General features: G+C 37.1%; 13 protein-coding genes. All 13 read left to right on the forward strand.

From position 1 onward, the window contains the following. Positions 1 to 14: 14 nt before the first annotated feature. The 13 genes from AC6UD4_RS02815 to pepT all read left to right on the forward strand — a co-directional run bounded on the left by AC6UD4_RS02815 (position 15) and on the right by pepT (position 13411). On the forward strand, positions 15 to 458 hold the full coding sequence (locus AC6UD4_RS02815; protein WP_500693807.1) for a GatB/YqeY domain-containing protein: 444 nt from the start codon (positions 15 to 17) through the stop codon (positions 456 to 458). Between the two features lie 116 nt (positions 459 to 574). Further along, complete coding sequence (locus AC6UD4_RS02820; RefSeq protein WP_500693806.1) at positions 575 to 1549, forward strand: PhoH family protein; 975 nt, start codon at positions 575 to 577, stop codon at positions 1547 to 1549. Between the two features lie 2 nt (positions 1550 to 1551). After that, positions 1552 to 2034, forward strand: a complete 483-nt coding sequence (gene ybeY, locus AC6UD4_RS02825; protein ID WP_500693805.1) for an rRNA maturation RNase YbeY — start codon at positions 1552 to 1554, stop codon at positions 2032 to 2034. Next, the gene (locus tag AC6UD4_RS02830) at positions 2018 to 2413 is read left to right on the forward strand and encodes a diacylglycerol kinase family protein (RefSeq protein WP_500693804.1); all 396 of its coding nucleotides are present in this window, start codon (positions 2018 to 2020) and stop codon (positions 2411 to 2413) included. Before ybeY ends, AC6UD4_RS02830 begins: the two co-directional genes overlap by 17 nt. Positions 2414 to 2423: 10 nt before the next feature. Beyond that, a complete protein-coding gene (gene era / locus AC6UD4_RS02835; protein WP_500693803.1) occupies positions 2424 to 3332 on the forward strand; it encodes a GTPase Era in 909 nt (302 codons plus the stop codon). An 8-nt stretch (positions 3333 to 3340) separates the two neighbouring features. Next, positions 3341 to 4114, forward strand: coding sequence for a DNA repair protein RecO (recO, locus tag AC6UD4_RS02840; protein WP_500693802.1), 774 nt, complete (start codon positions 3341 to 3343; stop codon positions 4112 to 4114). A 280-nt stretch (positions 4115 to 4394) separates the two neighbouring features. Continuing rightward, a complete protein-coding gene (gene glyQ / locus AC6UD4_RS02845; protein WP_500693801.1) occupies positions 4395 to 5363 on the forward strand; it encodes a glycine--tRNA ligase subunit alpha in 969 nt (322 codons plus the stop codon). Then, entirely contained in the window at positions 5364 to 7442 is a 2079-nt protein-coding gene (glyS, locus tag AC6UD4_RS02850) for a glycine--tRNA ligase subunit beta (protein WP_500709627.1), read from the forward strand. 45 nt (positions 7443 to 7487) lie between these two features. Then, positions 7488 to 9308 (forward strand): DNA primase, encoded by a 1821-nt coding sequence (gene dnaG, locus AC6UD4_RS02855; RefSeq protein ID WP_500693799.1) that lies wholly within the window; start codon positions 7488 to 7490, stop codon positions 9306 to 9308. A gap of 26 nt (positions 9309 to 9334) precedes the next feature. Next, complete coding sequence (gene rpoD / locus AC6UD4_RS02860; protein ID WP_500693798.1) at positions 9335 to 10600, forward strand: RNA polymerase sigma factor RpoD; 1266 nt, start codon at positions 9335 to 9337, stop codon at positions 10598 to 10600. A gap of 57 nt (positions 10601 to 10657) precedes the next feature. Continuing rightward, positions 10658 to 11362 (forward strand): tRNA (adenine(22)-N(1))-methyltransferase, encoded by a 705-nt coding sequence (locus tag AC6UD4_RS02865; RefSeq protein ID WP_500693797.1) that lies wholly within the window; start codon positions 10658 to 10660, stop codon positions 11360 to 11362. After that, positions 11349 to 12161: a Nif3-like dinuclear metal center hexameric protein gene (locus AC6UD4_RS02870; RefSeq protein WP_500693796.1), complete on the forward strand. Its 813-nt coding sequence runs from the start codon at positions 11349 to 11351 to the stop codon at positions 12159 to 12161. The genes AC6UD4_RS02865 and AC6UD4_RS02870 overlap by 14 nt, the downstream gene beginning before the upstream one ends. Before the next feature lie 11 nt (positions 12162 to 12172). After that, positions 12173 to 13411 (forward strand): peptidase T, encoded by a 1239-nt coding sequence (pepT, locus tag AC6UD4_RS02875; protein ID WP_500693795.1) that lies wholly within the window; start codon positions 12173 to 12175, stop codon positions 13409 to 13411. Positions 13412 to 13439: the final 28 nt, after the last annotated feature.

The raw sequence follows: 13439 nt of genomic DNA on the forward strand, positions 1-13439 counted from the left end.
AAAAGAGGTCCAATATGACTTTATCAAATGAATTAAATAATGATCTAAAAGATGCAATGAAGAATCATGATAAGACTAAGCTGACAATTGTCAGAATGCTTAAGTCGAACTTAATGAATGAAAAGATTAAATTAGGTCATGATCTTTCTGATAGTGAAGGAGCAGCTGTTGTTAATCGAGAAGTTAAACAACACAAAGATTCGATTGCCGAGTTTAAAGACGGTGGCAGGGATGATTTGGTGAAGCAGCAAGAAGATGAGCTAAAGATTCTTGAAAATTATGCCCCAAAGCAAATGTCAGAAGCTGATCTTGAAAAAATTGTTAATGAAACGGTTAAGCAACTTGGTGCGTCAAACAAGAGCGATTTTGGCAAGGTAATGGGTGCTGTCATGGGTAAAGTTAAAGGACAAGCCGATGGTAACACTGTTAATAAACTTGTTAATAAAGCGCTTAGTTAAGAAGGGAACTCATTGAATGGTCAATGGGTTCTTTTTGTTCTTTTACTTTGTAAGTGGCAAATTATATGCTAGTATTTTAAGTAAAAGTTGAGTTGATATGAAAGGAACTTGTTTGATTGACAGATAATTTTGAATTTAAAAAAGAATTAACGTTAAAGAATCCAAATGATGAATCAGCTTTATTTGGAGCTCAAGATGCCTTTTTAGATATTCTAGAACAGGGGATGGAAACTTCTATTCGCCATTCTGGTGGTAAGATTACGGTTGAAGGTGACACTCAGAAAGCGGTTCAAAATACCATTGATATTTTGAATGGAATGCTTGAACTTGTTCATTCTGGGATCACTTTGAATGGTAGTGATTTTGTTTCGGCAATGAAGATGGCTGAGAAAGGAACTCTAGGTTTTCTCCCAGAATTATATAATCAAGTCCTTTTAAAGGATAATAAGGGGAAGCCAGTTCGAGTTAAGAATTTTGGGCAGCGCCAGTACGTTCAGTCCATCAAGCATAATGATGTCACCTTTGGAATCGGACCTGCTGGGACGGGAAAGACTTATCTAGCAGTTGTAATGGCAGTTGCCGCTTTAAAAAAGGGTGACGTTGATAAGATTGTTTTAACCAGACCAGCTGTTGAAGCGGGTGAGAGTTTAGGCTTTTTACCTGGCGACCTAAAAGAAAAAGTTGATCCATATTTACGACCACTGTACGATGCACTGAATTCGACACTTGGATCTGATCACACTGAAAGACTAATGGATCGTGGCGTTATCGAAATTGCGCCATTAGCTTATATGCGTGGTCGGACCCTCGATAATTCTTTTGTTATTTTAGACGAAGCTCAAAACACTACTAATGCTCAGATGAAAATGTTTCTAACCCGGTTGGGTTTTGGTTCTAAAATGATTGTTAATGGTGATATTTCTCAAATTGATTTAAACGGAAGGATCCGGAGTGGATTAGTCACCGCTCCTAAAATCCTGAGAAATATTGATGATATTAATTTTGTAAACTTTAGTGCTGATGATGTCGTTAGACATCCAGTTGTGGCTAAAATCATTAATGCCTACGAAAAAAATGATAATGGGGAATAGATATGGATCTGGAAATATATGATCAAACTAAGGATGGGGTCGACCCCAAAAAAATTGATTTGATTAGAGATATTCTAAATTATGCCGCTAAGTATATTGATTTAAAAAATAATACCGAAATGTCGGTTACTTTGGTCAACAATGATCGCATCAAGGAAATTAACCGGGACTACCGTGGTGTAGATCGGGCCACTGATGTGATTAGTTTTGCGATTGAAGATCAGAGTGATGATGATTTTCCCGTAATCATGAATGATGAAATGAAAAAAGATATTCCTGAAAATATTGGGGATATTTTTGTGTGTGTTGATAAAGTTGCTGAACAGGCTGATTTTTTAAATCATTCAAATGATCGAGAACTTGGTTTTTTAGTTGTACATGGATTTTTGCATCTAAATGGTTATGACCATATGAAGCCTGAGGATGAAGCCATCATGTTCCCACTTCAAAGAAAGATTATGGACTCTTATGGACTCACAAAATAATAAACAGACTGGGAAAAATAAAAATATATTTCAGGCTTTTGGACATGCGTTTGATGGCATTAAATGGGTTTTTGTTCATGAACGAAACTTTAAGTTTGATATAACTAGTGCCATTATTACCCTAATAATTGGTTTTCTTTTGAAAATTAGTTTGGAACAATTTATGTGGCTGTTTACCGCAATTATTTTAGTTCTTGTGGGTGAGATTCTTAACACCGTTGTTGAGAGGATCATGGATTTTATGGCGGACCATCATTACGACGAACGAGTTAAGGTAATTAAAGACGTTGCGGCTGGTGGCGTTGTTTTAACGGCAATTTTTGCGATCATTGTAGGTTTAATTGTTTTCGTTCCAAAAATTATTGATTTAATGAGCTAAAGGGGAAAATATGGCAGAAAAGGCACAGTATAAGTCAGGATTTGTAGCAATTGTAGGACGTCCAAATGTTGGGAAATCAACCTTTTTAAATCGAGTGATTGGGCAAAAGGTTGCGATTATGTCTGACAAGGCACAAACCACTCGTAACAAAATTCAGGGAATTTATACCACTGATGATGCACAAATTGTTTTCATTGATACTCCCGGAATTCATAAACCAAAAAACAAGTTGGATGATTATATGGACGACGCTGCTCTCTCTTCTTTAAAGGAGGTCGATGCAGTCCTTTTTATGGTTAGTGCTACTGAAACTCGTGGTGCTGGTGATAATTACATCATCGATCAATTAAAAAAAGTGGATTGTCCGGTTTACTTAGTTATCAATAAGATTGATGAAGTCAATCCGAACAGTTTATTACCAATCATGGACACGTACAAACGAGCTTATAAATGGGCTGATGTGTTTCCTATTTCTGCTCTTCAAGGGAACAATGTTGATGAATTACTGACTACGTTGGTTTCTAAGTTGCCAGAAGGACCGCAGTATTATCCTGACGATGAAATTACCGATCATCCCGAACGTTTCATCGTTTCCGAATTAATTCGCGAAAAAGTTTTAGAACTAACGAGGCAAGAAATTCCACATTCTGTTGCAGTTGAAGTTGAAAAAATGAAGACCCAAGATAATGGAAACGTTCATATTGACGCTAATATTATTGTTGAACGAAAGGGCCAACGCGGGATCTTGATTGGGAAGAATGGTGGAATGCTGAAAAAGATTGGGACATTGGCCAGAAAAGAGATTGAAACTCTACTTGGAAGCAAAGTTTATCTTGAATTGTGGGTAAAAATTCAACCAAGTTGGCGTGAAAAAGAATCAGCTTTAAGACAATTAGGATACCGAAAAGATAGTTACTAGGTGATATTTTGTCAGTAAATCCAAGGAGTCAAACTTTTCATGGAATTTTATTGTATCGTAAGAACTATCGCGAGCACGATATGTTGGTGAAATTTTTGACGGCAGAAGCTGGGCTCAAAATGTTTTTTATTAGAGGAGCCAATAAAGCGAACTTTAAAATGGCAGGTGATATTTTGCCATTTAGCTTTGGTACGTACGAGGGCACGCTCAAATCAGAAGGATTGTCGTACATTAGTAGTGGTAATGAGGTTAAGCATTTTGAACAGATTGCAAATGATATTTATTTAGATGCATATGCTACTTACATTATGACGTTAGTGGATGCGGCATTTCCTGAGGGAGTTAAGATAAACGATTGGTTTAATCGTTTATACTATGCTTTAAATATGATTAACAGTGGTTTTGATGCTGAAGTAATTACCAATATCATTGAGATTCAACTTCTTCCTGCTTTTGGGGTAGCACCTGAATTTAAATCCTGTGTTATTTGTCATCAAACCAATAAAAAGTTTGATTATTCAGAAGAGTATGGAGGAATTATTTGTGAGGATCATTTTCATCTTGATCCTCATCGAATGCATCTCGACCAAAAAACAATTTACTATCTTCGCTTGTTTTCTGCGATTGACCTGAAAAAAATCGGTAACATTCAGGTTAATAGCAAAACTAAAAAGAAAATTCGCAGTGTGATTGATAAAATTTACGATAGTTCTGTTGGACTAAATTTAAAGAGTAAAAAATTTTTAGATCAGATGAACAATTGGAAAATCAACCTTAATTGATGGTTAACCGTTGACTGTTTTGTGTGATAATTTTATAATTATAGTAGTTAAATAATTGGTGTTGATGAAGGAAGTTTTATGCTTATCACATTTCAGTGAAACCATGTTAGTGGGAAATGGTTAATGTGGGTATAAATTGGCACTTTCGGAGCCATTTAATCTCGAGTTGCTGATTAAGTTCAGAAGTAGGGTGGAACCGCGAATAAATCGTCCCTATGTGAAAGTCATTGTACTTTTGCATAGGTTTTTTTATTTGCTTATTGATTAGGAGGAGAAGTTAATGACAGAAAAACTATCAGTCCAAGATATTATCAGTACTCTAGAGTCATATTGGAGTTCGCTTGGTTGCATGCGGATGCAATCATATGATACTGAGAAAGGTGCGGGAACAATGAGTCCGTACACTTTTTTGCGTGCGATTGGACCAGAGCCATGGAATGTTTGTTACGTTGAACCATCAAGACGTCCAGCTGATGGTAGGTATGGAGAAAATCCTAATCGGCTTTATCAGCATCATCAGTTTCAGGTATTAATGAAGCCATCTCCGGACAACATCCAAGAATTGTACATTAATTCGCTTGAACAACTAGGAATTAATCCACTTGAACATGATATTCGGTTTGTTGAGGATAACTGGGAAAATCCATCAATGGGATGTGCCGGTGTTGGATGGGAAGTATGGCTCGATGGCATGGAAGTAACTCAGTTTACTTATTTTCAGGTTGTCGGTGGATTAACTATGGATCCAGTTGCGGTTGAAATCACCTATGGATTGGAACGGCTTTCTTCGTACATTCAAGACGTCAACAATGTTTTTGACCTGGAATGGGGTAACGGAGTTAAGTACGGTGATATTTTTAAAGAACCCGAATATGAGCATTCTAAGTATAGTTTTGAAGAATCAGACCAAAAAATGTTGCACCAAATGTTTGATGCTTACGAAAAAGAGGCTAAACGATTAATATCACTTGGCTTAGTTCATCCAGCCTATGATTATATTTTGAAATGTAGTCATACTTTTAACCTACTAGATGCAAGAGGAGCCGTATCTGTCACTGAACGTGCTGGTTACCTTTCACGAATTCGAAAAATGGCACACGCGATCGCCAAAGCATTTGTTGCTGAGCGTAAAAAGCGTGGTTTTCCACTTATTAAGGATGAGCAAAAACGACAAGAGCTTTTAAAAGATGATTCAAAAAATAGTAAGAAGAAAAACAAAAAGCATCATGATGGCAAGGGGGATAAGTAGATGGCTAAGACATTTTTGTTGGAGATTGGATTAGAAGAAATGCCCGCTCATGTCGTGACGCCAAGTGTTAATCAATTGGCAGAAAAAGCGGCTCAGTATTTAAAAGATCAAAGAATTTCTTATGACCAAATTAAAAAGTTCTCTACTCCTAGAAGACTGGCAATTCAAATTACTGGCTTAGTTAACAAACAACCAGATGTTGATAAAGAGGTTCGAGGTCCGGCCGAAAAGATTGCAAAGGACAAAGATGGCAATTGGAGTAAGGCGGCAATTGGTTTTACTAAAGGACAAGGATTAACGCCTGATGATATCGTCTTTAAGGATGTTAAGGGAACTAAGTATGCTTTTGTTGAAAAACACGTAGCGGGAAAACCAGTTCAAGAAGTATTAAGTGGTCTTAATGATGTTGTAAAATCAATGACTTTTCCAACGTTAATGAAGTGGGGAACCAACAAGTTTGAATTTATTCGCCCCATTAAATGGATTGTGGCTTTACTGGACGATGAAGTGATCCCAATGCAGATTGTTGATGTTCATTCTGGACGGACCACCTGGGGACACCGCTTTCTTGGAAAAGACGTCGAGTTAAAAAATGCCGATGATTATGAAGAAGCTTTAACCAGCCAACACGTGATTGCCGATGCTAACAAGCGAAAAGATTTAATTCGTAAACAGATTGAAGCAATTGCGAAAAAGAACAATTGGAAGGTCAATATTGATAATGATCTTCTTGAAGAGGTTAATAATTTAGTGGAATGGCCAACTAGTTTTGCTGGAAAATTTGACGACCGTTTCTTAAAAATTCCACGTGAAGTATTGATTACTTCAATGAGAAACCACCAACGATTCTTCTACGTTGAAGATCAGGATGGTAATCTTTTACCTTATTTTGTCTCCGTTAGAAATGGTGATGAGAATCATCTTGATAACGTAGTTGCCGGAAACGAGAAAGTTTTGACTGCTAGACTTGATGATGCTGATTTCTTCTATAATGAGGATCAACAGCAATCAATTGACGATTATGTTAATAAGCTCAAAACAGTTAGCTTTCACGATAAGATTTCTTCTGAATACGATAAGATGCAGCGCGTTCAAGTTATTTCCCAGATAATTGGGAAAAATGTTGGATTAGATGAAACTCAATTAAAACACTTACAACGTGCCTCAGAAATTTATAAATTTGATTTAGTTACCGGGATGGTTGGAGAGTTTGCTGAATTACAAGGAGTAATGGGTGAAAAATACGCATTGCTTGCGGGTGAAGATCCGGAAGTTGCTACTGCAATTCGTGAACATTATCTTCCCATTTCATCCGACGGGGAACTTCCCAAAACTAAAGTAGGTGCTGTTTTGTCAGTGGCAGATAAACTTGACAGTGTGATGACCTTCTTTGCTGCAGATATGATTCCTAGTGGTTCAAATGATCCGTATGCATTAAGAAGGCAGGCAGCTGGAATTGTTAGAATTGTTGTTAGTGAAAAGTGGCGAGTACCACTTATGCCATTAATGAATCAAGTGATTGCTGAAGAGAAAGCTAAAGCGGTCTTACCAAAAGTAGATCAAACTAAGATTGTTTCTGACGTGGTTGCGTTTATTAAAGAAAGAATTAAACGACAACTCAAGTCGAAAGATATTCGCTATGATCTAATTGATGCGGCGGTGGGATCAACTGACAGTGATATTTACTTTAACGTTGAAACCGCAATGACATTAAATGATCATAAAGATGATCCTAATTTTAAAAAATCAATTGAGGCACTGACACGAGTGGTTCGGATTGCTCAAAAAGGTCATTTTCCAGCTGGTAGTGTTAAAGTTGATGAAAAGTTGTTTGAAAATGATTCAGAGAAAGTCCTTAATGATAAAATCAAACTTATCAGCCCAAACTTTAATGAATTGAATGCTAACCAAGTTTTTAATGAATTAACTTCTTTAAAGCCACTCATTGATGAGTATTTTGATAAAATCATGGTAATGGCAGACGACACGAAAGTTCGCAATAATCGTCTGGCAGAATTGACTAATTTAGCAAGAATGATTGATCACTTTGCTGATGTCGACGAAATAATTGTTAAATAAAAAAATTAATATTAGAATAGATTTCCGAGAAAGGATGGTGATCTCATGGCAAAAGTTCCTGAAACGGTAATTGATGATGTCTTAAGTAAGACCAACATTACTGACGTTGTTAGTAAGTATGTCAATCTAAAGAAGTCAGGAAATAATTTATTCGGTTTGTGTCCGTTCCATGAGGAAAGAACACCATCCTTTTCTGTGTCAGAAAGTAAACAGATTTTTCATTGTTTTAGTTGTGGACGCGGTGGAAATGTTTTTAAATTCCTCATGGATTTGCAAGGAATTTCCTTTCCAGAAGCTGTTATTGCTGTGGCAGAAGATGAGGGAATTGCTCTTCCTGACTCAGTTCAAAATGATAATAGTAAATATCCAGTAAATTCAGAAAAGAACAGCCTCATTAATCTTCATGAGGAAGCCAGTAAACTCTATCATCATGTATTGGTTAACACTGAGCTTGGAGTTCCCGCATTAAAATATCTGCATGAACGAAAAATAACGGATGAAATGATTGAAACTTTTAACTTAGGATTTGCCCCTAGCCAAAGACTCTTAAAACCGTTCTTTAAGAACAAAAAAACTGATTTTCAACTTTTACGAAAATCGGGATTGTTTGTTGAAAATTCGAGTGGTGAATTGAATGATCGATTTTCGAATCGGATCATGTATCCTATCAGGGATCCTAATTCTAAGACCATTGGATTTTCCGGTAGAATCTTACATCGAGATCCTGATCTTCCAAAATATTTAAATAGTCCTGAAACTAGCATCTTTAATAAACGAAGGATTATTTATAATCTCGATCTTGCCAAGTCTAGTATTCGAAATGAGCAAAATTTAATTCTGTTTGAGGGTTTTATGGACGTTATTTCTGCTTTTCAGGCCGGGGTTAAAAACGGCGTTGCTTCAATGGGAACGAGTTTGACGAACGAACAAATTTATCAGTTCAATCAGTTAACGAATCAGATATACGTTTGTTATGATGGCGATGAACCTGGACAGAAGGCTACTAAGCGAGCGATTAGCCTTTTAAGTAGTGAAGGTAAGTTTAAAGTTGGCGTGATTCAAATGCCTAACGGGGTTGATCCTGATGAGTATCGACGAAAAAATGGAAATGACAAGTTTAAAGATGCTATCAAAAGTGCTCGAGAAACCACAACTTCCTTTGAATTGCATTTTCTTAAAACGCAGTATGATTTAAGTAATGATGAAGAAAAACTAAATTATGTAGATGAAGCTGTTAATGTGATTGCAAAAATTGACAAACCCGTTGAACGTAGTGTTTATTTAAAACATTTAGCTGATGAGTTTGACTTGGATATCAATGCTTTGTCGGTTCAATGTAAACAAATTCGTTCGACCTTCATCAATAAACAGCAAAGAAAACAAATTCGTAGGTTGAAGACTGACTCATCTCCTGAAGTTTTGAATCGAAATCCAAAGAAGATTACTAAAGTTGAAAGTGCGGAGCGCTTACTTTTGTCACGAATGTTGAATAATCATGATGTTTGGCTAAAGGTGACCGATGATCCTGATTTTAGTTTTGTTCATGATGGGTATCAAACGATTTATTTACTTGCACAACATTATTTTCAGTCGCATGACGAGTACGTTCCTGCTGAATTTAGTGACTTTTTGAAGGAATCTGATTTGCAATCAACTTTCGCTAATATTGAAATGGCTGCTTTATCTAATGAGCCAAGTGAAAAAGAAGTTGACGATTGTGTTAAAATAATAAAGCAGGCTTTAACTGGTGGGGTATCCCTTAAATCAAAGTATCAAGAAATGTTAGATGCAGTTAAACTTGGTGATACTGATAAGGCTGCCCAATTGGGTAAAGAATACCAGGACCTGCAAAAGAAGTATCAATAAGAATACAGTAATGGGAGGCAATTTTTATGGCAGAAAAAGACATTAAGAAAAATGAAGTAAATTCCACAAATAAGACTGCGAAAGCAGCTCCCAAAAAGAGCGGTGCTCCTAAAAATAAGAGCACTAAAAAGACTACTGCAAAGAAAACGACTAAAACTAAGGCAACTAGAGCAAAGAAGACAACGAGTAAAGAAAAATTTGATAAAACTGGATATAAGAAGGTTTTTGACGCCGTTGTAAAGAAGCACAAGAAGGTTGGTCACATCACCTATGGGGTCTTGGAGGAAGAACTCCAGGTTCCATTTAGTTTAAATAAAAAACAAATGAACGAATTGATGGAAAAGGTTGAAGACTCAGGAATAAGTATTGTTGATGAAAGTGGCGAACCTGATCCCAGAGCTTTAAAAGCAGCTAAAAAAGTTACTCAAAAAGAACTAAAAAATGCTTCCAGTTCAAAGGGAGTTAAAATTAATGATCCGGTCAGAATGTACCTAAAGGAAATTGGTCGAGTTCCATTACTTACCGCTGATCAAGAGGTACAATTAGCTCTTAGAATCGAGCAGGGTGATGAAACAGCTAAACAAGAATTAGCTGAAGCAAACTTGCGATTAGTTGTTTCAATTGCCAAGCGTTACGTTGGCCGTGGCATGCAATTTCTTGATTTGATTCAAGAAGGGAACATGGGTTTAATGAAGGCCGTTGAGAAGTTTGATTACCGTAAGGGATTTAAGTTTTCAACGTACGCTACTTGGTGGATTAGACAAGCAATTACTCGAGCCATTGCGGATCAGGCTCGAACCATTCGAATTCCCGTTCATATGGTTGAAACCATCAATAAACTGATTCGAATTCAGCGTCAATTACTCCAAGACCTTGGCAGAGAACCGTTACCATCTGAGATTGGTGCTGAGATGGATATGCCAACTTCAAAGGTTAGAGAGATCCTTAAGATTGCTCAGGAACCAGTTTCACTTGAAACTCCAATTGGTGAAGAAGATGACTCCCACTTAGGTGACTTTATTGAAGATGAAGATGCCACTAGTCCTGCTGATCATGCTGCTTATGAGCTTTTAAAAGAACAACTTGAAAGTGTCCTAGATACGTTAACTGACCGTGAAGAGAACGTTTTACGACTTAGATTCGGGTTAGATGATGGAAGAACTCGAACCTTAGAAGAGGTTGGAAAAGTCTTTGGTGTCACTAGAGAACGAATTCGACAGATTGAAGCTAAAGCATTAAGAAAACTGAGACATCCATCACGCAGTAAACAATTAAAAGATTTCTTAGATTAAAGGTGTGGCAGAGATCCAACTGGATCGCTGCTTTTTTATTGGATTAGGAGGGAAACGATGACGGCAAAAAAGTTATCGCCACGTTTACAAGCAGTTTCTGATTTAGTTCCTAATGGGGCAACAATAGCTGATATCGGTTCGGATCACGCTTATGTTCCGGCTTATTTGTTAAAACGGAATTTGATTAAGTTTGCGATTGCCGGTGAGGTTGCTCCTGGACCACTGCATAACGCAACATCGGAAATGAAAGAACAACACTTAGGTGATAAAATGGTGACCCGGTTGGGAGATGGACTTAATGTGATTAAATCAAGTGACCACGTGAATGCAATTGTGATTGCTGGGATGGGTGGTGAATTAATCACTCAGATCCTTGAACGTGGCAAAGAGAAACTTTCTAAACAAACGGCCCTAATTCTGCAACCAAACGTTGATGAAATTCGAGTAAGAAGTTGGTTAGTTACAAATCAGTATAAGATTGATATTGAAAACATTGTTTTTGATGCTGGTCATTTTTATGAAATGATCTTGGCAACTCCATCAACGAATCCGGTTAAGTATTCTAATCAGGAACTAAGGTTTGGACCGATTCTTTTAAAACAACAAAAACAAGCATTTATTGCAAAATGGACTGATCGGATGCGGAAAAATAAGATTGTTTTGGATAATCTGCATAATGCTACTAATCCACCTCTTGAAAAAATTCAACACATCCAAAAGATTAACGAAGAATTAGAGGAGATTTTAGATGACAACCGTTAATGACTTAATTACTAGATTTGAACGATTCGCACCACTTTCACTTGCTGAACCAAAAGACCCAACTGGATTTCAAATTGGTTCTAAAAAGCGAAGTATTAAAAACGTCATGACCACTTTAGACGTTAGACCTGAAGTGGTTGATGAAGCGATCAACAAGAACGTTGATTTTATTTTTGCCCATCATCCCGTGATGTTTCATCCTGCAAAGAATTTAGATTTAGCTGATCCCCAAAATCAAATGTACGCTAATATTTTGAAACATAATATTACCGTTTATGCGGCTCATACGAACTTGGATAATACAAATGGTGGAATGAATGACTGGCTAGCAGATGCGATCGGTCTTCAAAATACCGTTGGAATGGTACCTCATTTGGATACTAATGGTTTTCCTACTAATTATTCGATGGGACGCGTTGGCAACTTGAAACAATCAATGAAAATCATTGATTTAGGTCGACTATGTAAACAAGTGTTTGGAATTAGCGGTTTACGAATAGTAACAAATGATGATCAGCAGCGTGTTAAGCGGATTGCTATCTTAGGTGGAGACGGTGGCAAGTTCTATCGACAAGCGATTGAACAAGGCGTTCAAGTTTATATTACTGGCGATTTGTATTATCATACTTCTCAAGAGATGCTTTCAAGTGGTCTGTCTGCGATTGATCTCGGGCACCATATTGAAAGTATATGTAAAAATAAGTTAGCTGAAATGTTTACGCGCTGGTCTGATGAAAATCGTTGGGATATCAATGTATTTGCATCGCAACTAAACACGGATCCGTTTGAGTTTATATAGGAGGAATAGTTATGGCTGATAGCAAGCAGTTACTGGATCGCTTTTTGAAATATGTGAAGGTGAATACGAGATCTAATCCGAATTCTGACACAATTCCGTCTGATCCTAAAGAAGTTGATTTTTTAAACGAACTTTCTTATGAATTAAAGGATATTGGAATGGAAAACGTACGAACCAATGAAAAAAGTGGTTATGTTTTTGCTGATTTACCAAGTAATGTTAAGCAAAAAGTTCCTAAGATTGGATTTATCTCTCATATAGACACTGCAGACTTTAATTCAGAACACGTCAATTCACAAGTAGTTAAAAATTACGATGGAAAATCGATTATTAAACTTGATAAAGATGGCAAATACCAGCTGGATCCGAGCGTATTCCCAACCCTTAAAAAGTATGCTGGTCAAACTTTAATTACTACCGATGGTTCAACTCTCTTAGGAGCTGACGATAAGGCGGGAGTGGCTGAAATTATGACGGCAATGAAATACTTAGTTGATCATCCCGAAATTAAGCATGGCGATATCGTAGTTGGGTTTGGACCAGATGAGGAGATTGGTACCGGAGCCGATCAATTTGACGTTACTGATTTTGGTGCTGATTTTGCATACACGGTTGATGGTGGTCCACTTGGAGACTTAGAGTACGAAACGTTTAATGCGGCGTCTGCCACAATAAAATTCAACGGAACTGATGTTCATCCTGGTGACGCCTATGGTGTGATGGTAAATGCCTCTCAGCTTGCAATTGATTTTCATAATCAATTACCAAAGGACCAACGACCGGAAAATACCAAAGATCGTCAGGGCTTTTATTATCTGCTTGCGATTGATGGGGTAACTGATCATGCTAAATTAGATTACATCATTCGTGATCATGATAAGAGTAAGTTCAACGAACGCAAGCAATTCATTCAAAACTTAGTTAATAAGTTTAATGATAAATATGGTGATGGGAGAGTTGAACTTGAGATGCATGATGAATATTACAACATGGCGGAAATCATTAAGAAAGATATGACACCCGTCAACATTGCTAAGGATGCCATGAATGAAGTTAACATTAAGCCAAATATTTATCCGGTTCGTGGTGGTACTGATGGTTCTAAGATTTCTTTTCTTGGGATTCCAACTCCCAACCTATTTGCTGGACCAGAAAACATGCATGGCCGCTTTGAATATGTGTCGCTTCAAACGATGGAAAAGGCTGTCGATTTAATTATTAAGATTTCAGAGGATGTTTCAAAAGACTAAAAAAATAACCTGCAGGTTGAACCTGCAG

Source organism: Fructilactobacillus sp. X3R5C2 (assembly GCF_059901175.1).